This is a genomic window from Acidovorax sp. FG42 (assembly GCF_057809195.1).
In genome coordinates, this window is sequence record NZ_JBMDJM010000009.1 from 55,333 (window position 1) to 77,785 (window position 22,453).

Sequence of the window (22,453 nt, forward strand, 5' to 3'; positions counted from 1 at the left end):
AAACCGCATTGCCTAGACTGCACCTGAGAACCTGTTCACAAGCCACCGCACAACACACTGCAAGCAGTGTGCAACCCCTCCCACCCCTTTTTTCCGCACGACGACCATGACCCTGGACCAGCAAAAATCCATCCTCACCATCGCCCTTCTGGCCGCGTTTGCCGATGGCAACAAGGACGATGCCGAACGCGAAGAGATCCGCCGCATTGCCCAGTCGCTCGCGGGCGACGGGGGCGTGGCCGACCTGCCGCGCATCTACCAGGACGTGCTGCTGCAGCGCACCAGCGTGCAGGCCGCCGTGCAGGGTCTGAGCGAGCCCATGCACCGCCAGCTGGCCTACGAGATGGCTGTGTGCGTGTGCGATGTGGACGGCCGCCAGACCGCGGCGGAGCGCGAGTTTCTGACCCGCCTCAAGGCGGCCCTGCAGCTGGGCGACCCGCAGACGGCAGCGTTTGACCAGCAAGCCGATGCACTGGTGGACGTGGCCGAAAAGGCCGTGCCGATGGCGGTGCCGGTGGCCACTGCTGCGGCAGCGCCTCTGGCCGCAGCAGTCGGTGCAGGTGCCTCGGACGCAGAGCTGGACCAATCCATCCTGAACTATGCGCTGCTCAATGGCGCGCTGGAGCTGCTGCCGCAGTCATGGGCGTCGATGGCCATCATCCCGCTGCAGGTGAAGATGGTCTACGGCATCGGCAAGGCCCACGGGGTGGAGCTGGACCAGGGCCACATCAAGGAGTTCATCGCCGCTGCCGGCGTGGGCATGACGTCGCAGTACCTGGAGCAATTTGGTCGCAAGCTGCTGGGCGGCCTGCTGGGCAAGGTGGCGGGCCGCACCATCGGCGGGCTGGGCGGCGCTGCCACAGGCATGGCGTTTTCGTTTGCCACCACCTACGCGCTGGGGCAGGTGGCCAAGCGCTATTACGCCGGTGGCCGGGTCATGAGCACGGCCATGCTGCGCGAGACCTTTCAGGGCCTGCTCACGCCCGCCAAGCAGCTGCAAACGCAGTACTTGCCACAAATTCAGCAGAAGGCAGCGACGCTGGACGCGGGCCAGATCATGGCCCTGGTACGGGGCAAATAGCGAACGCTATTTAATTGATAGCTGCTTGCGCATATTCGACTAGCGCTTGCAGCCGATTTGGCTCAAAACCCGTCCCACAGGCACGTAGTGGCCTGCTCGGACGCCCCGCAGCGCGCCACCACGCTGCGCGCACTCGTTGCCGCCGCGCAGCACCTTGCGATTCGGCAGGTAACACACCGCCCGGTGCATGACAGAATCCGACCATGCTCGACCACACGGATCCTGTCGCCTCCATCATCCCGGCCATGTCGCTCGATTCACCGTCCGACAACGCCATGGCCGCCATGTCGCGCCTGGCCCTGGGGCCCGTGAACACGGACTACTACCTGAAGGTGTTCGAGCGCTTTGACGACACGGGCCGCACGACCACCACCTGGAACTGGGCCGCCTGCCTGTGCACCCTGAACTGGATGCTGTTTCGCCAGCTGTGGGGAGCTGCGCTGGTCTACGTAGCGGCGGCCGAGGGTCTGGCACTGATCGTGTTTGGCGTGGGCCGTTCGTTCTTGCACTGGCCCGTGGGCATCGAACTGGGCGTGCTGGGCGCCTTTGCGGTGCTGGCCTTTGCTGTGCCGGGGCTGTACGGAAACGCCATCCTGTACGCCGACATCCGCAAACGCATTGCGCGTGCGCTGGCTGCATCGCGCACCGTGCCCGAAGCCTGTGCGCTGCTCGAAAAGCAGGCCAGCTCGCGCAAGCGGCTGCAGGTGCTGGTACTGGCGAATGTCGTGCTGGGCCTGGCCGCACTGATTGCCTACCTGGCACTGTCCCCCTCGGACGTGAAGCCGCTGGCACTGGAGCCCGCCGTGACGGTGGCGCAGGCCACGGCAGCCGCCCAGGCCGCTTCTGCAACCCACCCCGTGGGGGCCTTGCCGGCGCCGGAGGCCGAACATACGCCCGCCACACCCACAACGCCTGCCACCGAGGCCACCGCAGCGCCTGCAGCGACCCCAGCCCCTGCTGCTGCAGCAGTCCCCGCACCTGTGGCACCCGCGCCTGCAGCAGTCGCCCCCCCCGCCGCCGCCATTGCCGCCCCCAAATCGACCGAGCCCCCGGCCTCTGCACCGCCCGCCGCAGCCAAGGCCTCCACGCCGGCCACCAAAGCTTCTACACCCAAGCCCGCCCCACCTGCAGCATCGACCCGCACCCCCACGGCTGCGGCCAGCACCCCGGCGCCAACGCGCCGTGAGGCCGCCAGCCGCCCCGCTGCATCCGCAAAGCCCAAGGCTCCAGCCGCTGCAGCATCCAGCGCCGACACCGCGCTGCCCACGGTGGGCACAGCCCCGGGCTACTACATCAACGTGGGCCTGTTTGCTGAGGAAGCCAACGCCCGCAAGACACAGGCGCGCCTGCTCAACGAAGGCCTGCCCGCGTTCCGCCAAGAGCTGAACAATTCCAAGGGCCGCCGCATCCGCGTGCGGGTGGGGCCTTACGCCACCCGCGCCCAGGCCGATGCCGCGGCCGAGGCGATCCGCGCGATGGCGCTGGACGCCGTCGTGTTCAAGCAATAGCAACGTCTGGATGCGGCGCGTAGCTCTGTCCTACGCGCGCGAATGCCCGACGCCGACGCAGGGTCGCCGAGTCTGCAGGTACGCTGAGCCCAGAGCAACTTTGGGCGCATGCACCATGACGCGAAAGACCTCCCCGCACCACAATGCCACCCGCCGGTGGGCCACCCTGGCCGCGGTGGCTGCGGGCGCACTGCTGCTGACGGGCTGTGCCCCCTGGCGCATGTGGACGGCCGCCGACCTGGCCCGCGACGCGCGCCCCTATACCGCGCAGCCCCCACAACCCACGCAGCGCGTGCTGGTGGTGGGCGACAGCACCGCTGTGGGCACCGGGGCCAGCACTGCAGCAGACAGCCTGCCCGGGCGCATGGGCCAGGACCATCCCCAATGGCGCATCGACAACCTGGCGGCCAACGGCGCCAAGTTTGGCGACGTGGTGCAGCAGCTGGAGCGCGCAGACGGCGGCTATGACCTGGTACTGGTGCTGGCGGGTGGCAATGACGTTATCCGCTTCACCCCCGAGGACACGCTGCGCGATCAGATACAGCAGGCCGTGGCGCTGGCACGCCGGAAGGGGCAGCAGGTGGTGCTGATGCCTTGTGGCAACGTGGGCCACGCGCCCTTTTTTGTGCCGCCCCTGTCGTGGGCCATGTCACGCCGGTCCGAGGCGCTGCATGCCCTGGCGCGCGAGGTGGCCAGCGCGCAGCAGGTGCACTATGTGCGCTTGCTCAAGCCGCGCGACCAGGACCCGTTCGTGACCCGCAGCCAGGAGCTGAATGCCGCTGACGGCCTGCACCCCAGCAGCGCGGGCTATGCCGAGTGGTACCGCGAGCTGGTGGCACAAGGCGGGTTGAATGGCCTCACGCAGTAGCCCTTGTTAATCGTCCGTTGACTCGCTCTTGGACAGCCACTGCAGCACGGCATCGATGACCCACTGCGGGTCGTCCAGCGGCAGGTCGTGCCCCGCCCACGGATGCAACTGCAGCGGCAGCCCCCAGGCCTGCGCAATGGCCTGCGAGCATTGGCTGGACACCAGCCGATCCGCTTGGCTGCCCAGCAGCAATACACGCTCCACAGGCGCGGCAGTAGGCGCGCAGTACCGCGCTGCAGCCACCAGCTGGCGCACGGCATTGCGGGCCGACACGGGCCGTTGCCTGCGCACAGCGGCCCACTGCGCCACCGCGCCCGCAGCGGCGGATGGTGCGCTGCGGCTGGTGATCTGCCACACCAGCTGCTCCGCAGCTTCCGCAGATCGCCACCGCCAGGCCAGCCGCAGCAGCGGTGCGATGTTGTGCAGCTGCAGACGGTGCCAGAACGGGCTGAACGGGCGCAGGCTGGTGTTGATGAGCACGCAGCCCGCCACCTCGTGGGGCGCCACGCGCGCCCATTCGGTGGCCACCATCGCCCCCAGCGACATGGCCAGCAGGTGGTAGGGCGGCGCCACCGCATGCTGTGCCAGCTCTGCACGGCAGGCTTGCACCATACCTTGTACCGACAAGGGTGATGTCAGATGGTGGAACTGGCCGTTGCCCGGCAGGTCCAGCGCCAGCACGTCGTCGCCCGGCACCGCTTGCGCAAAGCGCTCGCCAAAGGCGCCCCAGTGCGCGGCCTCACGCGTCAGACCGCGCAGCAAGATCCATTGGCGTGGTGGGCGCGCGGGCATCTCAGTACCACGCAGCCAGGGCATCGGCACGGCGCTGCGCACGCTGCTCGGGCGCTGGCACCCAGCGTGCGTGGCTGCAGGCCGCACGCGACAGAAAGTCGAGCAGCGACAGGTGCCGCCGTAGCACCCGCTGCTGGCGGTGGTTGATGAGCGGGTTGAAGATGCCATTGCGCGAGAACAGCTGGCGCGGGTTCTTCTTGATCCACAGCCACGAGCCCATCTCCAGCGTGAGCGGCAGGAAGGTGTGCGCGGGCACCTCACGGCAGGCCTGCAGGTACAGGTGATCCCACAGGTCGCCATGGGCAAGGTACTGCGCACTCTGCGGCTCGATGATGTACTGGTGGTTGCTGTGCGCCTGCAAAAAAATGTCCTGCAGCGCATGCAGCTCGGCCAGGTGCGGAATGGGCCGGCGGGTGTGGGCAAACGGGAACCACAGCCGGTCCTTCACCCCAAAACCCGAGTGGCAGTCCAGCGCAATGCTGAACGGCCGCGCCAGCAGCTGCTGCGCTACCACGTCGCACAGCGCCTGGCTCTCGGCCTCCATGGGGTCGCCAAGCCTGCCCCGGTACCACGGCAGGCCCGCGCTCACGCGCTGCCCACCAACACCCCAGGGTACCGGGTCCACCGCATCGACGGGCGCATTGCGCATCAGGTCGACACCGCGCGGGTTGGCGCGCGTGGCAGACCACATGCCGCCAGGGTTGACGATGGGCATGAAGACCAGGCGCACACGCTCCAGCTGCTGGTGCAAGGTGGTGTCCCACTGCAGCCGCATGACCACGTTTTGCAGGTAGGCAATGACCACCTCGGCACCAATGCGTTCCAGCCCATGCACGCCGCCAAAGAACCCCACCGCAGGCACGTCCAGCGCCGGGTTGCCCAGCCCGATGGCATAGATGGGAAATTGCGGTCCCGATGCCACAGCCACCTGCTGGACGACCTGCACCTCCAGATGAGGCGCCCCCAGGTCGAGGATTTTTTCCAGCGCCGCAAGCTCGGGCAGCATGTTCAATGTGTGGGGTAAGTCGGTGTGTACGGCACGCCAGAGCGCGTGCCAAGCAGCGAGGATAGCGCCCGGGGCGCGGCACGAACAGCGTCGCGGTGGGCCTGTGGGGTTTGGGCGAACCGACGCGAAACCGTCACACAACAGCGCTACCTTGCCAGCAGTTACCACCCTTTGGAAGAGGCGCACCATGCTCTGGAAACTGTTCGGACTGCAGCGGCTGCTCGATGAGCTGTTCGATGAACGCGGATGGCTGAGCCTGGACCTGCCCCGCACCACCGGCTGGGACCACGACGATGTACCCGCCATCGCGCAAGACTGAGGCCTACCGCTGGGCCATGGGCTGGGCGATGCTGGCCTGCGCACTGGCCTGGGGCGTGGTGGAGTTTCTGGCCCTGCAGCGCGCGCGCTGGCAGCTGTGGCGCGAGCGGCTGCACACGCCTGCCCACCATTAGCGAGACCGCCGTGAGCGACCGGCCGCAGGACCTGCACGAAGAGGTGGCGAACAGTGCGCTTCACGGTGCTGCGCTGGTGGGCGCCTGCCTTGCCGTGCCGCAGCTGCTGCAATCAGCCCCCGCCGCGCATCCTGCTGCCATCTGGGGCGTGCTGGTGTTTGGGGCCACCATGGCGCTGCTGTATGGCGCCTCCACCCTATACCACGCACTGCCGCCGGGGCGGGCCAAGCAATGGGCGCTGCAGCTGGACCATGCGGCGATCCACCTGTTCATTGCGGGCAGCTTCACCCCGTTTGCGCTGAGTGCGCCAGGCCACAGACACCACATCGCGGCCCTGGTGCTGGTGTGGGTTGCGGCGCTGGCGGGCTGCTGGCTGCAGTTGCGCACGCGGCGCGCAGCACCTTGGCTCTCCACCGTCTTGTATGTGGCGATGGGTTGGGTAGCGCTGCTGGCGGCCCTGCCCCTGATGGCCCATGTGCCCGCCGTGAGTGCCGCCTGGCTGGTCATCGGCGGGGCCGCCTACACAGCTGGCGTGGTGTTTTTCGTGATGGACGCCGTGGTGCGCTATGCCCACGCTGTGTGGCATGGCTGCGTCATCGCAGGCACGGGCTGCCACGTGATCGCGGTACTGGGCTTGCAGACGGTGACCTAGCCAAGCCACCAAAAACGGTCACAGCGCACGCGCGCGCGACCGCCTCGCGGGCCCTGCACCTGCAGGCGATGCCGCATCGATGCAACGGCTGCAAACACCTGCAGCATGCAGGCCCTATCGCGCATGGCGTTATCGCACCTAAAATCACGCAGGTCCTCGCCCGCAGAGGCAGGGCCCATCGTCATTCCAATCAACGAAAAAACATCATGGCAACTGCAAAGAAAACTCCCGCTCCCGCAAAGAAGGTGGCCGTCAAGGCCGCAGCACCCGCCGCCAAGAAGGCCGCCCCTGCAGCCAAAAAGGCTGCGCCAGCCGCCAAGAAAGCTGCTGCCCCCGCCGCCAAGCCCGTGGCCGCTGCTGCACTGAAGCCCATCAAGACCGCGTTCAATAAGACGACGCTGGTCGCCCACCTGGCTGAACAGTCGGGCGTGGAACCCAAGGCCACCAAGGCCGTGCTGGCCGCGCTGGAAGCCGCCATCCTGGGCTCGGTGCACAAGAAGGGCTCTGGCGAGTTCACGCTGCCTGGCGTGCTCAAGATCGGCCTGCAGCAAGTGCCCGCCAAGAAGAAGCGCTTTGGCAAGGACCCGTTCACGGGTGAAGAGCGCTGGTTCCCCGCCAAGCCTGCTTCGGTCAAGATCAAGACCCGTGCCCTGAAGAAGCTGAAGGACGCAACCGTCTGATGCACCTGGCGCCGCAAGGCGCTTGCGTCAGCACCAGGGGCCGCAAGGCCCCTTTTTCTTTGGTGGAGCTTGCAACGGCTGCGCGACGACGCCCCCATGCACGCCCTGGGCCTTGCGCAATCAGGCCATGATGGCCCCTGGCGCCGCAGGATGGGCATACAACGCCTGCACCGCCGCCGCGCGGCGCGAGAGCACCGCCCCCTGGTTGATGTAGCCCTTGTCGGTGATCTCTCCGGCATCTGCATCGGGCGCGGAGTCCATCACCATGGCCCGCGTGGGGCACTGCGAAGACCCCACACCAGCATCGCGGCGCGCGCGCATCACGGCCTGCAGCGCTTGCTCCAGCCGCGCGGCATCGGCGGCACCGGCCGCAGACGGGAACACCAGCATGCCCACCTCATCCCGGTCATGCCCGGTGAGCACGATGTCCTGCACCAGTGGCGCCAGTTGCGACACCAGGTCCACCCGCAAAGTGCCCACCGACACCCAGCTGCCGCTGGACAGCTTGAAATCCTCCGCCACACGTCCGTTGAAGACCACGCCTTTGTCTGGCTGCTGTGCGTCCACCAGATAGCCCGCATCGCCGATGCGGTAGAACCCTTCGTGATCGAACGCGGCGGCCGTCTCGCGCGGCGCATTGCGGTAGCCCGCAAACACCGACACGCCCCGCACCCGCATCTCCAGCTTGCTGCCGTTGGGCACCAGCTTCAGCTCCAACCCCGGCAAGGGTGCACCAATGCAGCCCGCGCCCTCCAGGTGCCAGTGCGCGGTGGTGACAGCGGGCGCTGTCTCTGTGGAGCCCCACGAGGTGGTGAGCCACAGCGGCTGCGCGGGGCGCACGCGCCGGGCAACGGCCTGCAGGCGCTGCCAGGTCGATGGAGCCAGCGCCGCCGCTGCATAGAAGGCCAGACGCATGCGCGCCAGCACGTCGGCGGCCAGGCGGTCGTCGGCCTCCAGAAACGGCAGCAGCATGTCAAAGCCCCGGGGCACGTTGAACAGCATGGTGGGCTGCACCTCGCGCAAGTTGCGCACCGTCTTGTCGATGAGCCCCGGCATCGGCCGCCCCTCGTCGATGTAGAGCGTGCCCCCGTGGCACAGCACCATGTTGAGGTTGTGGTTGCCGCCAAAGGTATGGCTCCACGGCAGCCAGTCCACCAGCACCGGCTTTTCATGCGCTAAAAAGCGCCATGCCTGGGCCATCATCTGCTGGTTGGCGCAGAGCATACGGTGGGTGTTGATGACCACCTTGGGCCGGCCGGTGGAGCCAGAGGTGAGAAGGTATTTGGCATGGTCATCGGGCAGCAGCGCCTGCATGGCCTGCTGCACCTGGGGTGTCTCCTGCCCGGCAAGCAGATGCTCCCAAGGCAGCGCCCCCGGACACGCAGCGGCGTTGCGGCTGAACACGCGCACGGCGCCACTATCCCAGCCTTGCAGGGCTGGCGCATAGACGCTGGCATCGGACGCATAGACCAGACTGGGCTCCAGCACCGACAGCATGCCGTGCAGGCGGCTGTGGTCCTGAGATCGTGCGTATGCGCTCGACAGCGAGCAGGGGGTGATACCCACATGCATGGCTGCCAGCATGAGCACCGCATGGTCCACCGCGTTGTCGGACAGGATGGCAATCGGCCGCCCGGCGGGCAAGCGCAGGTCCAGCAGCGACTGCGCCACGGCGCCCACCTGGCGGCGCAGCTGGGCATAGGTCAGGCTGCGCCAGCCCTCTGCGCTGTCGCTCCGCTCGGCCAGTGCCAGGGCATCAGGCGTCTCTTTGGCCCAGCGCTCCAGCCATTCCCCCACGCAGCGGGCATAGGGTTGCAGCGCCATGGGAGAGCGCAGCGTGAAAGAACCATCGTCAAACTGGGTGCGCACGGCGCGCGCCGGGGCAATCTGGCGCTCGTCATCAAGAAAGGCTGGGTACATGGTGGGTTCTCGGGAGCGATGGAGGTTCAAACACTGAGGCGCTATGCCTCAGGCATCGAGATCGGGATCAGGTTGACCGAGCAGCCCAGACGCCTGCTTGGCGCACAACAGCTCGATGAGCAAGGCATCCCGCGCACGGGCCAGATCGCTGGCCTGCCTGTCACCCAGCGCCTGCGCCACACCTTCGGTCACCTGGCGCTGCAAGGATTCGGTCATGGACGGGGCGCCCAGGTCCTGCCACCAGCTTTCGATGGGGCCACCCAGGTGGGCCAGCAGGTGGGCGATGCCACCGTCGCCGCCCGACAGGTGCAGGTTCATGAACGGCCCCATCAGCGCCCACCGCAAGCCAGGGCCCTGCGAGATGGCGGTGTCGATGTCTTCCACGGTGGCCACGCCCTGATCCACCAGGTGGAAGGCCTCGCGCCACAGAGCGGCCTGCAAGCGGTTGGCAATGTGCCCCTTGATCTCGCGCCGCACCTGGATGGGACGCTTTCCGATGTGGGCATAGAACGCCATCGCATCAGCCACTGCCTGGGGCGCGGTGCGCTCGCCGCCGCCCACTTCGACCAGCGGGATCATGTGCGGCGGATTGAACGGGTGGCCCAGCACCACGCGCCCGGGGTGCGTGCAATCCTGCTGCATGTCCGTCACCGCCAGCCCCGAGGAACTGGACGCCAGCACCACATGCGCCGGGGTCGCGGCATCCATGCGGCGGAACAGGTCCAGCTTGAAGTCGAGCCGCTCGGGTCCGTTCTCTTGCACAAAGTCGGCCTGTGCCAGAGCGTCTTCCAGCCGCGCGTGAAAGCGCAAGCGCTGCGGGCTGGCGCCGGGCGCCAGCCCCTGCTGCGCCAGCGCCACCCAATGCGCAGCGACGGCGTCCCGCAGTCGCTGCTCGGCCCCGGGCGATGGGTCGGTGGCCTCCACGTCCAGGCCCCGCGCCAGAAAGTACGCAGCCCAGCTGGCGCCAATGGTGCCGGTGGCCACGACGGCCACGCGCTTTACGGTGTGTGCCATGCGAGACCTTTCAGGACTCGGCCGTGAAGCCGACCTTCTTCACCAGCGGCCCCCAGCGCTCGTACTCGGCCTGTTGCGAGGCCAACATCTCTGCGGGCGTAGAGCCTTTGGCGATGAGCCCCACCACAGCCAGGCTGTCCATGACGGCCTTGTCCTTGATCGCAGTGTTGATGGCAGCGTTGGCGGCGGCCACCACGGCCGCTGGCGTGCGCGCCGGAGCGTAAAAGCCGAACCATTCCTCGGTCGTGAGTTCTGGAAAGCCCTGCTCTGCAAACGTGGCGACCTCGGGCGAAAACGGTGACCGTGCCTGGCCCGAGGTGGCGATCAGCCGCAGCTTTCCCGCCTTGTGGTTGGGAATGAAGTCTCCACTGGGGGTGACCATCGACGCGATCTGCCCGCCCACCACATCGGTCACCCCCGGGATGGAACCGCGGTACGGCACATGCTTGAGGTCCACGCCGTTGTTCAAGCCCAGCAGCGCACCGATGAAGTGCGGCGTGGAGCCTGCTGCAGGCGAGCCGTAGTTCGCCTGCCCGGGGTTGGCCTTGGCCCAGGCCAGAAAGTCCTTCACCGTCTTGACGGAGGCGGGCACCAGCGGCCCCACGGCCAGACCGTGGTGCATGACAGCGCCGATGGACACCGGCACAAAGTCCTTGGCCGGGTCGTAGCTCAGGCGGCTGTAAATATGCGGGTAGATGGAGGTGCACGAAAACGGCGACAGCGTGAGCACGCTGCCATCGGCAGGCGCGCCCTTGAGCGACTCCAGCGCAATGCGGCCGCCCGCGCCGGGCTTGTTTTCCACCACCGCAGGGTTGCGGGTGTAGGGCGATGCGGCCAGCTTCTCGCCCACCCTGCGCGCCACGCTGTCGCCCGCGCTGCCAGCAGGAAAGCCGTAGAAGATCTTGACCTGGTCGATGGTCTGCGCCCAGGCGGCCAGTGGCGACAAAGCCCCCAGCGCAGAGGCGCAACCGACGTGGTGCATGAACTGGCGGCGCGTGTGCATCATCATGTGTCTCCTGTGGATGGAGCGGTCATTATTTTTTGTAGCCCCGCGCCACTCAGTCATCGCGATGACATTTGGACTCAGGGAATACGCGCACGCGCCTGTACAGCACCCGGGGGCGCAGGAGACACTCTCACCATGTTGGTCAAACTGGCGCCCCCTACCCTCACCGATCTGCTGCTGCACTCCGCCTGGTTCCCGGCCCTGGACAGCGCCGCCCAGCAGCGGGTGATGGACGATGTGCGCGAGGTCGAAGTGCTCCAGGGCAGCGCGCTGTGCCGGCGCGGCCACACCCCGGTGCACTGGTATGGCGCCATCGAGGGGTTGCTGAAGTGGACGGTGACCTCCGGCGATGGCCGCTCGGTCACGCTGGGCGGGCTGTCGGCGGGGAGCTGGTTTGGCGAAGGCACCTTGCTGCGCGGCACGCCGCGCACGGCCGACGTGATCGCACTGCGCCCCAGCCGCGTGGCGCTAGTGCCGATGGAGACCTTTGAATGGCTGCACGCCACGCAGCGCAGCTTTGACCACTTTCTGCTGCGCCAGATCAACGAGCGCATGCACTGGTTTCTGGGCAACTTCACGGCCCACCATTTGCTCGATACCGACAGCCAGGTGGCCCGTGCGCTCGCCGGCCTGTTCCACCCCTGGCTGCACCCGGGCAGCGACACGCACCTGCAGGTGTCGCAGGAGGAAATTGCCAACCTCTCCGGCGTGTCGCGCCAGCGCTGCAACGCGGCGCTGAAGCGGCTGCAGGCCGCGGGCCTGCTGGAGATTGAATACGGCGGCATCACCGTCACCGACCTGGAAAGGCTGCGGCGCCAGGTGGAATAGCGCTGTCGCTTGGACTCACTGGGGGCACGGGCTATTGCCCTGCCACCGCCCCGTCCGCAGCTATGCAGGAGTGTGGTGCGCTTGGATGAAGGCAACCGCAGCGGCCACCACCGCGTCAGGCTGGTCGCGGTGCGGAGAATGCGCGCAGTCCGGCAGCTCCAGCAGCTTGGTGCCCGGCACGCGTTGGGCAATGCCCCGGATTTGCGCCAGGGAACCGTACTCGTCGTCGCAGCCCTGGATGGCCAGCACGGGTGCGCGGATCTGGGCAACCTCGGGCTCGATGTTCCACGCGCGGAAAGCAGGGTTCAGCCAGATGCGGTTCCAGCCCCAGAAGGCGGAATCCACATCGTCGTGATAGCGCCCCAGCTTGTGGCGCAGATCGGTCTGTTCGTAGGCCTCCCGCGCGTGTTCGATGTTCTGCACCGTCACTTCTTCCACAAAGATATGTGGCGCCATCACCACCAGCCCTTGCACGCGCCGCGGCCAGCGCGCGGCCATCAACAAGGCAATCGACGCGCCATCGCTGTGGCCAAACAGCCAGGCGGCCTCCTGCACTCCCAGTGCATCGAGGAATGCAGGCACCACCTCATGTGCCTGTTGGTGCATGAAGTCCGGGCCCCACACCTCGTCCGCGCCCCGGGGGGTGGAGCGGCCATACGCGGGGCGGGAGAACACCAGCCCCCGCAGCCCGCCCGCATCGCACAGCTGGCGCGGGAAGTCCTTCCACATCGCCACCGAGCCCAGGCCTTCGTGCAGGAACACCACCAAGGGGGCGTCGCTGCGCTCGGGTGCTATCCACTGGTACTCGATATGAACCGTGCGGTTGCGCCAGACCACGGGCACGCGCTCTGTGCCCCCCACGGGGCCGGGTGCAGCGACGTTGGCATTCACGCCCGCTGCTCCCGTTCGCGCAGCCGAAAGCGCTGGATTTTGCCGGTGGCTGTCTTGGGCAGCTCGGGCAAGAACTCGATCAGACGCGGGTACTTGTAGGGCGCCAGGCGTTCCTTCACAAAGGCCTTGAGTTCATCTGGTGTGACCGCCTGCCCATCTTTGAGCACCACAAACGCCTTGGTCTTGGTCAGGCCGTCGGCATCCTGCGTGCCGATCACGGCCGCCTCCAGCACGGAGGTGTGCTGCATCAGCGTGGCCTCCACCTCGAAGGGGGACACATAAATGCCGCTGACCTTGAGCATGTCGTCGCTGCGCCCGGCGTAGGTGTAGTAGCCCTCGGCATCGCGCACGTACTTGTCGCCGCTTTTGGTCCACGCGCCCTGGAAGGTCTCGCGGGTCTTGGCGCGGTTGTTCCAATACATCAGCGCTGCACTGGGGCCCTGGATGTAGAGGTCGCCGATCTCGCCCTGCGGCACCTCGCTGCCGTCTTCGCCGCGCAGGGAAATCTCGTAACCCGGCACCGGTTTGCCCGTGCTGCCGTAGCGCACGTCGCCCGGGCGGTTGGACAGGAAGATGTGCAGCATCTCGGTCGAACCAATGCCATCAATGATGTCGCACCCGAAATGGTCCTTGAAGCGCTGTGCAATCTCGGCCGGCAGCGCCTCGCCCGCCGACGAGCACATGCGCAGCGCCACCGCGCTGCGGGAAGGCAGGCGGGGCGAGGCGAGCATGCCGGCAAAACCGGTGGGCGCCCCAAAGAACACCGTGGGCTGGTGGCGCGTCCAGCGCTCGAACGTGGCGTCTGGCGTGGGGCGTTCGGCCATCAGCACCACCGTGGCGCCCACCGACAACGGGAAGGTCAGGCTGTTGCCCAGCCCATAGGCAAAGTAGAGCTTGGCAGCGGAAAAGCACACGTCCTTGTCGGTCAGACCCAGCACCGCCTTGCCATACAGCTCGGCCGTCCACCAAAGGCTGCCCTGGGTGTGCACCGTGCCCTTGGGCTTGCCCGTGGAGCCCGAGGAATAGAGCCAGAACCCTGGCTCGTCAGGCCCCGTGCGCGCGGGCGCGGCGAGCGCGGGGGTGCTGGCCATAGCGGCCTCCATGTCCACCGCCCCCGCAGCCAACGTGCCCTGCGGCTGCGACACCACACAAGCGCGCACTTCGTGGTGGGGCGCCAGGGCCAGCGCGTCGTTCAGCACCGGCAGCAATGCTCCAGAGACCAGCGCCGCCTGCGCGCGGCAATGCGTCAGCATGTAGGCATAGTCGTCCGGCTTGAGCAGGGTGTTGACCGCCACCGGCACCACACCGGCGTAAAGACAACCCAGAAACGCCACCGGCCAGTCGCTGGTGTCCAGCATCAGCAGCAGCACGCGTTCCTCGCGCCGCACACCGGCGTTGGCCAGCACAGCCGCCAGCCGCCGCGCACGGTCTTCCAGCGCGCTGTAGCTCAGGGTCCCCTGGTCGTCGATGTAGGCAATGCGGTCACCCCGCGCGCGGTTCAGGGCGAACAGATGCTCTGCAAAATTGAACTGTTCTGGAAGGCTGTTCATGGCGTGTCTCCGTCGCGATGGCGTTGTTTTTGTGGGTGGGTTCGGGGTCAGCAGCCCAGCGCCGCGAGCACTTCGGGGCTGGCCTGCACCGCACTGCGCTGGTGATAGAAGTCCAGCGCCCGCAGGCCGCCCAGCTCGGCACCACCGCCAGCCCGGCCGGGCCCACCATGCAGCGACATGGGCATGACATTGCCGTGGCCCGTGTGCGCAGTGGCCACGGCCGGCGTCACCACATGCACCCGGCCGTTGCTCGCCGCCAGCGCAATGGCGGCCTTGGCCAGGGCCTTGTCGTCGGCGCCGTAGAGCGAGGTCACGAGCGAGCCCTGGCCTCGCTGCGCCAGGGCCAGCGCATGGGGCAGGTCGTTGTAGGGCAGCAAGGTGGCCACCGGGCCAAACACCTCTACGTCATGGACGATGGTGACCCGGTCGGCATCGCGCGCGCCCAGCAGCACCGGGCCGACGCAGGCCGCCACGGCAGGGTCGGCGTCAACCAGGGGCCGGGTTCGGCCGTCGTGCAGGACGTCGGTATGGGCGGCCAGGGCGGCAATGCCGGCCTGCACGCCATTGAACTGCGCGCGACTGACCAGCGAGCCCATGCGCACTTCCGGGTTGCGGGGGTTGCCCACCACCACGCTGGCCAGTTGGGCACTGACCGCCTCGGCCACCGCGGCGTACAACGCGGCGGGAACCAGGATGCGGCGGATGGCGGTGCACTTCTGGCCGGACTTGACGGTCATCTCGCGGACGACTTCGCGCACCAGCAAGTCAAAGGCGGCGCTGCCGGGCGCCGCATCAGGCATCAGCAGCGCGGCATTGAGGCTGTCGGCCTCGACGTTGGCGCGCACCGAACGCTGCGCCACCGCCGGATGCGCCCGCACAAGGCCCGCTGTCTCGGCAGAGCCGGTGAACGAGACCACATCAAACGGTTGCAGCGCATCCATCAGGCCCGCCGAGCTTCCCGCGATGATCGACAGTGCACCGACGGGCAACACCCCCGCGTTCACCACGTCCTGCACCATGCGCTGGGTCAGCCATGCCGTGGATGTGCCGGGCTTGACGATGACCGGCATGCCCGACAGCAAGGCGGGCGCGGCTTTTTCCCACAGCCCCCAGGCGGGAAAGTTGAAGGCGTTGATGCACAGCGCCACCCCAGGCCGGGGCACCTGCAGGTGTTGCGACTGAAAGACCGGGTCCTTACCCAGCCTGACGGCGTCCCCGTCGCGCAGCACGCGCACATCGCCCAGCGCATCACCCCATCTGGCGTATTGGCCGAGGGTGAAGATTCCCCCGTCGATGTCCACCGCTGAGTCTGTCTTGACGGTGCCGGAGTTGGCAGTGGCAATGTCGTAGTAACTGTCGCGGTGCGCCTGCAACACCTTGGCGACCGCACCGAGCATGGCGGCCCGCTCACGGTAGGTGGCGGCGCGCAGCGCAGTCCCGCCCTGTTCGCGGGCAAACGCAAAGGCCTCTGGCAGGTTCAACCCCGTGGCGTCCACCCGCACCAGGGCGGTGCCCAGTACAGGATCGCGCAGCTCGATGCCGGGCCCTGTTCCGTGTTGCCAGCGGCCGGCAACGTGGTTGGCGAGCAATTCAGTCATGCAGTCGGTCTTTCAGAGCGAGAAGGTCCATGGGGAAGCAGCGCAGGCGCCAGCACTAGCGGGTGAACTGGATCTGCCCCTCGGGCAGCAGGTACAGCACCAGCGCTCTGCCGTGTGCCACCGTGGGGTGGTGGGCACTGCCGGGCGGGTAAACGCACCATCCGGCAGGGTGGCCGTCAAACACCGCATCGCCCTCCCGCGGCATGATCAAATCGATTTCGCCCTGCGGGTGGGTGTGGTGGGGGCCTGCAATGTTTTGCATGTCCACCACGTCCACAGAAAACCGGTGCAGGGCATCTTCGGGCTTGAACACACGGCCGTAGCGAATGCCACCGCCCTCGCGTTCACACAACCACCCCTCACGCGCACCCTGAATACACGCCTCCCGCAAGCGCTGGTAGGTCGCACTGGTGGGGCCGTGTGCAGTGTTAAGCCATTGCGCGAGCGCGGCATCCAGGGGTTTGCCAGCGAGCTGGGCGGTCAGATCAGCCAGGGCTTGGTGAAATGCAGTTTTGTCGGACATGGGCGGTGGGTGCAGCTAGAGTCGGGGCCCAATCTGCACCGTTTTTGATCCACCGCCTTGCGCGCATCCAAAACATGCAGTATTTTGCCAATTAACGAACCATAGTTACCTCAAAGATCCATGTCAAGCACTATAGTGCATGCATGGCGTTTTCCCTGAGAAGGCCAGGGTGCTCCATGAAAAGGATGGGTATGAACGAAACAGAAACGGCGGGGCTGCTGGCACCCGCCTCCGCGCAGGAGGGTGCGCCGCCATCGGCTGAAGAGCCCAAGAACCCCCTTTTGGTGGCTTTGGGCGAGCGCGTTCGCAACCTGCGTGCGCAGCGGGGCCTGACCCGCAAGGCAGTGGCCGTGGCTGCCGATGTGTCGGAGCGCCACCTGGCCAACCTGGAGTACGGCACCGGCAACGCTTCCATCCTGGTGCTGCAGCAGGTGGCCCATGCCCTGCACTGCTCGCTGGCGGAGCTGGTGGGCGACTTCACGACACAATCGCCCGAATGGCTGCTGATCCGCGAACTGCTGGAACACCGCAGCGAGCCCGAACTGCGCCGCGCGCGCCTGGCGCTGCACGAGCTGCTGAGCGGGGGGCACAACGACGCAGCAAGGCACCGCCGCATCGCGCTGGTGGGTCTGCGGGGGGCTGGCAAATCCACACTGGGGCCGTTGCTGGCGCGCGAGCTGGACGTACCGTTCATTGAACTGAGCCGCGCCATCGAGGCCCTCGCAGGGTGCAGCGTGCGTGAAATCCACGACCTGTACGGCACCACCGCCTACCGCCGCTACGAGCGCAGGGCGCTGGAAGAAACGATACAGATCCACAGCGAGGTGGTCATTGCCACGCCGGGCGGCATCGTGTCGGACCCCGCCACTTTCAACGAACTGCTGGCCCACTGCACCACCGTGTGGTTGCGGGCCGCGCCCGAGGAACACATGGGGCGCGTGGTCGCCCAGGGCGACATGCGCCCGATGGCCGCCAGCAAAGAGGCCATGGACGATCTCAAGCGCATCCTGGACGGGCGCGCTGCTTTTTATTCCAAGGCCGAAATTACGGTGGACACCTCCGGCCAGACGCCCGAGCAAAGCCTGCAAGCCCTGAGTGCCAGTGTGCGCAAGGCCATGGCCCGGGCGGCGTAAAACCCCGCACGCCCCCTGAGCGGCTGCAGCCCGGACACGGGCGCCGCAGCACCCACACCCACACCCCTCCCGGCACCGCACAGCGCCACCGCCACGGTGGCCTGTGCAGTTCGCCCCCTCACACCCCTGCGCAGCCCTCATTAGCGCTGCACATCCGCCCGACTGCCATCGGCAAAAAAATGCATTGACATACCGCATAACATGCATGATGATGCACATCAACAGTAAGCAATAAGCACTATATTGCATTAATTCTCCACGGAGACCTCATGGCAGACCTCACCCACGCTCCCGAACGCGTTGACTACCGCACTGACCCCACGCAGTACCGCCACTGGACCTTGTCGGTCGAGGGCGCCATTGCACGGCTGTCCCTCGACATTGCGGAGGACGGCGGGATTCGTCCTGGCTACAAGCTCAAGCTCAACAGCTACGACCTGGGGGTGGACATTGAGCTGCATGACGCACTCAACCGCATCCGCTTTGAGCACCCCAACGTGCGCAGCGTCATCGTCACCAGCGGCAAGGACCGCATCTTTTGCTCGGGCGCCAACATCTTCATGCTGGGGGTATCCAGCCACGCCTGGAAGGTCAACTTCTGCAAGTTCACCAACGAAACGCGCAACGGCATTGAAGACTCCTCCAAACACTCGGGCCTCAAGTTCATTGCGGCCGTGAATGGCGCCTGTGCAGGCGGCGGCTACGAGCTGGCACTGGCGTGCGATGAAATCATCCTGGTCGATGACCGGTCGTCTGCCGTATCGCTGCCCGAAGTGCCTTTGCTGGGCGTGTTGCCCGGCACCGGCGGGCTGACACGCGTCACGGACAAGCGCCGCGTGCGGCACGATCTGGCCGACATCTTCTGCACCAGCGTGGAGGGTGTGCGCGGCCAGCGCGCGGTGGACTGGCGCCTGGTGGACCGTATTGCCAAGCCCGCGCAATTTGCCGCCACGGTGCAAGAGCGAGCTGCCGCCCATGCACAGACCAGCACCCGCCCCAGCGGCGCACAAGGCATTGCCCTGCCCCGCGTGGAGCGGCAGGACCATGCCGACGGCATGCGCTACCAGCACGTGACGGTGGACATCGACCGCGCACGGCGCACGGCCACGTTGTGCATCCGGGCACCTCAAGGGGCGCATCCCGCAGACACGGCCGCCATTGAAGCAGCAGGCGCCGCCTGGTGGCCGCTGGCAATGGCCCGCGAGCTTGACGACGCCATCCTGAACCTGCGCACCAACGAGCTGGACATTGGCACCTGGCTGCTGAAGACCGAAGGGGACGCACAAGCGGTGCTGGCCAGTGATGCCGTCCTGCTGGCCCACCAGGACCACTGGCTGGTGCGCGAGACCATCGGCGCACTGCGGCGCACCTTTGCCCGTCTGGATGTGTCCTCGCGCAGCCTTTTCGCGCTGATAGAGACGGGCTCAGCTTTTGCCGGCACCCTGGCAGAGCTGGCGCTGGCGGCGGACCGTACCTACATGCTGGCCCTGCCCGACGCGCCCGAGCAGGCACCAACGCTCACCCTGAACGCATTCAACTTTGGCTTGTTGCCTATGGTGAATGACCAAAGCCGCCTGCAGCGCCGCTTCTATGAAGAGGCAGGCCCACTGGAAGCGGTCCGCGCAGCCGCCGGCCGGCCGCTGGACGCGGACAGTGCGCTCGCACTGGGCCTGGTCACAGCCGCCCCCGACGACATCGACTGGGCCGACGAAATCCGCATCGCCATCGAAGAACGCGCCGCCATGTCGCCCGACGCGCTGACCGGCCTGGAGGCCAACCTGCGTTTTGCCAGCAAGGAAAACATGAACACCCGCATCTTCGGGCGCCTGACCGCGTGGCAGAACTGGATCTTCAACCGTCCCAACGCCGTGGGCGAAAAGGGCGCGCTCAAGGTCTACGGCACCGGCCAGAAGGCCGGGTTTGACCAGACGCGCGTCTGACCCCCTGCCCTGCATTCGATTTCCATCCAGAGGAGCACCCCATGAGCAGCATCAACTACAGCGAGAAGATCCCCAACAACGTCAACCTCGGCGAAGACCGCACGCTGCAGCGCGCGCTCGAAGGCTGGCAGCCCAACTTCATCAACTGGTGGGACGACGTGGGCCCTGAGGGATCGACCAATCATGAGGTTTATCTGCGCACCGCCGTCAGCGTAGACCCGAATGGCTGGGCACAGTTTGGCCATGTGAAGATGCGCGACTACCGCTGGGGCATCTTTCTGAACCCTGGCGATACCAACCGCGAAATCCACTTTGGCGACCACAAAGGCGAAAAAGCCTGGCAAGACGTGCCCGGCGAACACCGCGCCAACCTGCGCCGCATCATCGTGACCCAGGGTGACACGGAGCCAGCCTCGGTAGAGCAGCAGCGCCACCTGGGCCTGACGGCGCCCAGCATGTACGACCTGCGCAACCTATTCCAGATCAATGTGGAAGAGGGCCGTCACCTGTGGGCCATGGTGTACCTGCTGCACAAGCACTTTGGCCGCGACGGCCGCGAAGAAGCTGAAGCGCTGCTGCAACGCCAGTCCGGCGACGAGAACAACCCGCGCATCCTGGGCGCGTTCAATGAAAAGACGCCGGATTGGCTGGCGTTTTTCATGTTCACCTACTTCACCGACCGCGACGGCAAGTTCCAGCTCTCGGCGCTGGCAGAGAGCGCCTTTGACCCGCTGGCGCGCACCACCAAGTTCATGCTGACCGAAGAGGCCCACCACATGTTTGTGGGCGAAAGCGGCATCTCGCGCGTGCTGTCGCGCACTGCGCAGGTGATGAACGACCTCAAGACCGATGACCCTGCGCAGGTGCGTGCAGCGGGCGCCATCGACCTGCCCACCATCCAGCGCTACCTCAACTTCCACTACAGCGTGACCATCGACCTGTTCGGCGCAGACCAGTCGAGCAACGCCGCCACCTTCTACAGCTCAGGCCTCAAGGGTCGCTACGAAGAAGGCAAACGCACCGACGACCACGTGCTCAAGGGTCAGACGTACAAGGTGCTGGAGGTCAAGGACGGCCAGTTACTGGAAAAAGAAGTGCCCATGCTCAACGCGCTGAACGAAGTGCTGCGCGACGACTTCATCAAGGACTCCATGGCAGGCGTGGGCCGGTGGAACAAGGTGCTGGAGAAGGCCGGCGTCCCCACCCGCCTGGTGGTGCCCCACAAGGCCTTCAATCGCCAGATCGGCGCGCTGGCCGGCATCAAGATGTCGCCCGACGGCCGCGTGGTGAGCGAGGCGGAATGGACCGCACGCAAGGCCGAATGGCTGCCCACGCCCGAAGACTTCGCGTTTGTGGCGTCGTTGATGGGCCGCGTGGTCGAGCCGGGCAAGTTCGCTGGCTGGATTGCGCCCCCGGTCATGGGCATCAACCGCCAGCCGGTGGATTTCGAGTACGTGCGTTTCAATTGACCCCTGCTGAGCCTGAGCCGCCAGCGCCCGCCTCTACCAGGGGCATCCCGGCGCCTGCGGCCAGGCACAGAAGTTTTGCTCGGTATCGACTGAAGCCAGCCAACGCATGCAAGGTCACAGCACCCGTCGACAGACATTGCACGAAGAACGACTATGGAAACCCACACGCTGATCGACAACGGCATCCTGAAGCAGCACTTGATCGACCCCGAGATCTGCATCCGCTGCAACACCTGCGAGGCCACCTGCCCGGTCAATGCGATCACGCACGACGACAACAACTACGTGGTGCGGGCGGATGTGTGCAATGGCTGCATGGCCTGCATATCGCCATGCCCCACAGGTTCCATCGACAACTGGCGCGCGGTGCCGGTGGGAAGGGCCTACAGCATTGAAGAGCAGTTCAGCTGGGAAGAGCTGCCCGGCGAGCTCACTCCCCACGAACTGGTTGCGGCAGGCGCAGAACCCGCCACAGCGGCGGCAGCACCACAACAAGCCGTTGAGGCCCCGGCAGAGCCGGGCACGCAGGTGTTTCGGTCTGCCCAGTACGGAGCCACGGTACCGCCCTGGTCCGCCGCACATCCGTACACCAATCTGTTTCCACCCAAAAACCCGACCACAGCCACCGTGGTCGGCAACTTCAACTGCACCGAGGCGGGTTTTGAGAGCGAAACCCACCATGTGGTGCTCGACTTCGGCAGCATGCCGTTCCCTGTGCTGGAAGGGCAATCGATTGGCATCATCCCGCCGGGCACCGATGCGCTTGGCAAGCCGCACCACGCGCGCCAATACTCGGTGGCCAGCCCACGCAACGGTGAACGCCCCGGATACAACAACCTAGCGCTGACCGTGAAGCGCGTGACCGTGGACCACGATGGCAACCCTGTGCGTGGCGTGGCCTCCAACTATGTGTGCGACCTGAAGGTGGGCGACAAGGTGCAAGTGGTGGGGCCGTTCGGCAGCAGCTTCCTCATGCCCAACCACCCGCGATCGCACATCGTGATGATCTGCACCGGCACTGGCAGCGCTCCCATGCGCGCCATGACCGAGTGGCGGCGCAGGCTGCGCAACAGCGGCAAATTCGAAGGTGGCAAGCTCCTGCTGTTCTTTGGTGCACGCACGCAGCAGGAACTGCCCTACTTCGGCCCCCTGCAAAGCCTGCCCAAAGACTTCATCGACATCAACCTGGCTTTCTCCCGCACGCCCGGGCAGCCCAAGCGCTACGTGCAAGACCTGATGCGCGAGCGCGCCGCCGATCTGCTGGCCTTGCTGCGCGACGACAACAGCCACTTCTACGTCTGCGGCCTCAAGGGCATGGAAGAAGGCGTGGTGATGGCACTGCGTGACATAGCGCAAGAGGCAGGGCTGAGCTGGGAGACCCTGGGCGCGACGCTGCAGCGCGAAGGCCGACTGCACCTGGAAACCTATTAAGGCCGTAAAGGCCTTGGCCTGAGGTCTCTCTCTAATTCAAGCCCTGGAGCCTCCAAAAGGCCCAGCGGCTGGGCCTCTGGGCGCTGCATGGCGCTCTTTCCGTCGTGTAAC

At 66.5% G+C, this 22,453-nt stretch carries 21 protein-coding genes; 12 read left to right on the plus strand and 9 right to left on the minus strand.

The features are described 5' to 3' along the window. Positions 1 to 106 precede the first annotated feature (106 nt). The 3 genes from ACODSM_RS11415 to ACODSM_RS11425 all read left to right on the plus strand — a co-directional run bounded on the left by ACODSM_RS11415 (position 107) and on the right by ACODSM_RS11425 (position 3,457). Positions 107 to 1,081 (plus strand): YcjF family protein, encoded by a 975-nt coding sequence (locus ACODSM_RS11415; RefSeq protein ID WP_192420499.1) that lies wholly within the window; start codon positions 107 to 109, stop codon positions 1,079 to 1,081. 203 nt (positions 1,082 to 1,284) lie between these two features. Next, positions 1,285 to 2,589, plus strand: coding sequence for an SPOR domain-containing protein (locus tag ACODSM_RS11420; protein ID WP_488805336.1), 1,305 nt, complete (start codon positions 1,285 to 1,287; stop codon positions 2,587 to 2,589). Positions 2,590 to 2,704: 115 nt separating this feature from the next. After that, positions 2,705 to 3,457: an SGNH/GDSL hydrolase family protein gene (locus tag ACODSM_RS11425; protein WP_488805337.1), complete on the plus strand. Its 753-nt coding sequence runs from the start codon at positions 2,705 to 2,707 to the stop codon at positions 3,455 to 3,457. A gap of 6 nt (positions 3,458 to 3,463) precedes the next feature. On the opposite strand, the gene ACODSM_RS11430 is transcribed toward ACODSM_RS11425, so the two are convergent. Next, entirely contained in the window at positions 3,464 to 4,249 is a 786-nt protein-coding gene (locus tag ACODSM_RS11430) for an alpha/beta fold hydrolase (RefSeq protein ID WP_488805338.1), read from the minus strand. A 1-nt stretch (position 4,250) separates the two neighbouring features. Beyond that, positions 4,251 to 5,255 carry a M14 family zinc carboxypeptidase gene (locus ACODSM_RS11435; RefSeq protein WP_488805339.1) on the minus strand — a complete coding sequence of 335 codons (1,005 nt, stop codon included), beginning with the start codon at positions 5,253 to 5,255 and terminating at the stop codon, positions 4,251 to 4,253. A gap of 187 nt (positions 5,256 to 5,442) precedes the next feature. Here ACODSM_RS11435 and ACODSM_RS11440 point away from each other — a divergent pair, with 187 nt between their 5' ends. From ACODSM_RS11440 to ACODSM_RS11455, 4 genes are all read left to right on the plus strand, one after another. After that, positions 5,443 to 5,574 (plus strand): hypothetical protein, encoded by a 132-nt coding sequence (locus ACODSM_RS11440; RefSeq protein WP_255342784.1) that lies wholly within the window; start codon positions 5,443 to 5,445, stop codon positions 5,572 to 5,574. Next, the gene (locus tag ACODSM_RS11445; RefSeq protein WP_172727655.1) at positions 5,549 to 5,707 is read left to right on the plus strand and encodes a hypothetical protein; all 159 of its coding nucleotides are present in this window, start codon (positions 5,549 to 5,551) and stop codon (positions 5,705 to 5,707) included. Before ACODSM_RS11440 ends, ACODSM_RS11445 begins: the two co-directional genes overlap by 26 nt. 10 nt (positions 5,708 to 5,717) lie before the next feature. After that, complete coding sequence (gene trhA / locus ACODSM_RS11450) at positions 5,718 to 6,359, plus strand: PAQR family membrane homeostasis protein TrhA (protein ID WP_060985638.1); 642 nt, start codon at positions 5,718 to 5,720, stop codon at positions 6,357 to 6,359. A 206-nt stretch (positions 6,360 to 6,565) separates the two neighbouring features. Further along, complete coding sequence (locus ACODSM_RS11455) at positions 6,566 to 7,039, plus strand: HU family DNA-binding protein (protein ID WP_488805340.1); 474 nt, start codon at positions 6,566 to 6,568, stop codon at positions 7,037 to 7,039. Positions 7,040 to 7,159: 120 nt separating this feature from the next. Here ACODSM_RS11455 and ACODSM_RS11460 read toward each other — a convergent pair whose 3' ends face one another. The 3 genes from ACODSM_RS11460 to ACODSM_RS11470 are packed head-to-tail and all read right to left on the minus strand — an operon-like array spanning position 7,160 to position 10,976. Next, on the minus strand, positions 7,160 to 8,959 hold the full coding sequence (locus tag ACODSM_RS11460; protein WP_488805341.1) for a feruloyl-CoA synthase: 1,800 nt from the start codon (positions 8,957 to 8,959) through the stop codon (positions 7,160 to 7,162). A 48-nt stretch (positions 8,960 to 9,007) separates the two neighbouring features. Beyond that, on the minus strand, positions 9,008 to 9,973 hold the full coding sequence (locus ACODSM_RS11465) for a 3-hydroxyacyl-CoA dehydrogenase NAD-binding domain-containing protein (protein ID WP_488805342.1): 966 nt from the start codon (positions 9,971 to 9,973) through the stop codon (positions 9,008 to 9,010). Positions 9,974 to 9,983: 10 nt separating this feature from the next. After that, entirely contained in the window at positions 9,984 to 10,976 is a 993-nt protein-coding gene (locus ACODSM_RS11470) for a Bug family tripartite tricarboxylate transporter substrate binding protein (RefSeq protein WP_309828753.1), read from the minus strand. Between the two features lie 138 nt (positions 10,977 to 11,114). Here ACODSM_RS11470 and ACODSM_RS11475 point away from each other — a divergent pair, with 138 nt between their 5' ends. After that, the gene (locus ACODSM_RS11475) at positions 11,115 to 11,807 is read left to right on the plus strand and encodes a Crp/Fnr family transcriptional regulator (RefSeq protein WP_488805343.1); all 693 of its coding nucleotides are present in this window, start codon (positions 11,115 to 11,117) and stop codon (positions 11,805 to 11,807) included. Positions 11,808 to 11,867: 60 nt separating this feature from the next. On the opposite strand, the gene ACODSM_RS11480 is transcribed toward ACODSM_RS11475, so the two are convergent. From ACODSM_RS11480 to ACODSM_RS11495, 4 genes are read right to left on the minus strand one after another with little or no spacing between them, the layout of a single operon-like run. Beyond that, on the minus strand, positions 11,868 to 12,698 hold the full coding sequence (locus ACODSM_RS11480) for an alpha/beta fold hydrolase (RefSeq protein ID WP_488805344.1): 831 nt from the start codon (positions 12,696 to 12,698) through the stop codon (positions 11,868 to 11,870). After that, on the minus strand, positions 12,695 to 14,248 hold the full coding sequence (locus ACODSM_RS11485; RefSeq protein ID WP_488805345.1) for a benzoate-CoA ligase family protein: 1,554 nt from the start codon (positions 14,246 to 14,248) through the stop codon (positions 12,695 to 12,697). The genes ACODSM_RS11480 and ACODSM_RS11485 overlap by 4 nt, the downstream gene beginning before the upstream one ends. 47 nt (positions 14,249 to 14,295) lie before the next feature. Beyond that, entirely contained in the window at positions 14,296 to 15,846 is a 1,551-nt protein-coding gene (locus ACODSM_RS11490) for a 3,4-dehydroadipyl-CoA semialdehyde dehydrogenase (protein ID WP_488805346.1), read from the minus strand. Positions 15,847 to 15,901: 55 nt separating this feature from the next. Beyond that, the gene (locus ACODSM_RS11495; RefSeq protein ID WP_488805347.1) at positions 15,902 to 16,369 is read right to left on the minus strand and encodes a 4-hydroxylaminobenzoate lyase; all 468 of its coding nucleotides are present in this window, start codon (positions 16,367 to 16,369) and stop codon (positions 15,902 to 15,904) included. Between the two features lie 191 nt (positions 16,370 to 16,560). Here ACODSM_RS11495 and ACODSM_RS11500 point away from each other — a divergent pair, with 191 nt between their 5' ends. From ACODSM_RS11500 to boxA, 4 genes are all read left to right on the plus strand, one after another. Then, on the plus strand, positions 16,561 to 17,502 hold the full coding sequence (locus ACODSM_RS11500; protein ID WP_060985647.1) for a helix-turn-helix transcriptional regulator: 942 nt from the start codon (positions 16,561 to 16,563) through the stop codon (positions 17,500 to 17,502). 269 nt (positions 17,503 to 17,771) lie between these two features. Continuing rightward, complete coding sequence (boxC, locus tag ACODSM_RS11505) at positions 17,772 to 19,442, plus strand: 2,3-epoxybenzoyl-CoA dihydrolase (RefSeq protein WP_488805348.1); 1,671 nt, start codon at positions 17,772 to 17,774, stop codon at positions 19,440 to 19,442. 41 nt (positions 19,443 to 19,483) lie between these two features. Then, positions 19,484 to 20,911, plus strand: coding sequence for a benzoyl-CoA 2,3-epoxidase subunit BoxB (gene boxB / locus ACODSM_RS11510; RefSeq protein ID WP_060985649.1), 1,428 nt, complete (start codon positions 19,484 to 19,486; stop codon positions 20,909 to 20,911). A gap of 153 nt (positions 20,912 to 21,064) precedes the next feature. Next, positions 21,065 to 22,342 carry a benzoyl-CoA 2,3-epoxidase subunit BoxA gene (gene boxA, locus ACODSM_RS11515; RefSeq protein WP_488805349.1) on the plus strand — a complete coding sequence of 426 codons (1,278 nt, stop codon included), beginning with the start codon at positions 21,065 to 21,067 and terminating at the stop codon, positions 22,340 to 22,342. Positions 22,343 to 22,453: the final 111 nt, after the last annotated feature.

Coding starts and splice junctions, on each gene's coding strand:
- ACODSM_RS11415 (WP_192420499.1), top strand. CDS start 107: ATGACCCTGGACCAGCAAAAATCCATCCTCACCATCGCCCTTCTGGCC.
- ACODSM_RS11420 (WP_488805336.1), top strand. CDS start 1,285: ATGCTCGACCACACGGATCCTGTCGCCTCCATCATCCCGGCCATGTCG.
- ACODSM_RS11425 (WP_488805337.1), top strand. CDS start 2,705: ATGACGCGAAAGACCTCCCCGCACCACAATGCCACCCGCCGGTGGGCC.
- ACODSM_RS11430 (WP_488805338.1), bottom strand. CDS start 4,249: ATGCCCGCGCGCCCACCACGCCAATGGATCTTGCTGCGCGGTCTGACG.
- ACODSM_RS11435 (WP_488805339.1), bottom strand. CDS start 5,255: ATGCTGCCCGAGCTTGCGGCGCTGGAAAAAATCCTCGACCTGGGGGCG.
- ACODSM_RS11440 (WP_255342784.1), top strand. CDS start 5,443: ATGCTCTGGAAACTGTTCGGACTGCAGCGGCTGCTCGATGAGCTGTTC.
- ACODSM_RS11445 (WP_172727655.1), top strand. CDS start 5,549: ATGTACCCGCCATCGCGCAAGACTGAGGCCTACCGCTGGGCCATGGGC.
- ACODSM_RS11455 (WP_488805340.1), top strand. CDS start 6,566: ATGGCAACTGCAAAGAAAACTCCCGCTCCCGCAAAGAAGGTGGCCGTC.
- ACODSM_RS11460 (WP_488805341.1), bottom strand. CDS start 8,959: ATGTACCCAGCCTTTCTTGATGACGAGCGCCAGATTGCCCCGGCGCGC.
- ACODSM_RS11465 (WP_488805342.1), bottom strand. CDS start 9,973: ATGGCACACACCGTAAAGCGCGTGGCCGTCGTGGCCACCGGCACCATT.
- ACODSM_RS11470 (WP_309828753.1), bottom strand. CDS start 10,976: ATGCACACGCGCCGCCAGTTCATGCACCACGTCGGTTGCGCCTCTGCG.
- ACODSM_RS11475 (WP_488805343.1), top strand. CDS start 11,115: ATGTTGGTCAAACTGGCGCCCCCTACCCTCACCGATCTGCTGCTGCAC.
- ACODSM_RS11485 (WP_488805345.1), bottom strand. CDS start 14,248: ATGAACAGCCTTCCAGAACAGTTCAATTTTGCAGAGCATCTGTTCGCC.
- ACODSM_RS11490 (WP_488805346.1), bottom strand. CDS start 15,846: ATGACTGAATTGCTCGCCAACCACGTTGCCGGCCGCTGGCAACACGGA.
- ACODSM_RS11495 (WP_488805347.1), bottom strand. CDS start 16,369: ATGTCCGACAAAACTGCATTTCACCAAGCCCTGGCTGATCTGACCGCC.
- ACODSM_RS11500 (WP_060985647.1), top strand. CDS start 16,561: ATGAACGAAACAGAAACGGCGGGGCTGCTGGCACCCGCCTCCGCGCAG.
- boxC (WP_488805348.1), top strand. CDS start 17,772: ATGGCAGACCTCACCCACGCTCCCGAACGCGTTGACTACCGCACTGAC.
- boxB (WP_060985649.1), top strand. CDS start 19,484: ATGAGCAGCATCAACTACAGCGAGAAGATCCCCAACAACGTCAACCTC.
- boxA (WP_488805349.1), top strand. CDS start 21,065: ATGGAAACCCACACGCTGATCGACAACGGCATCCTGAAGCAGCACTTG.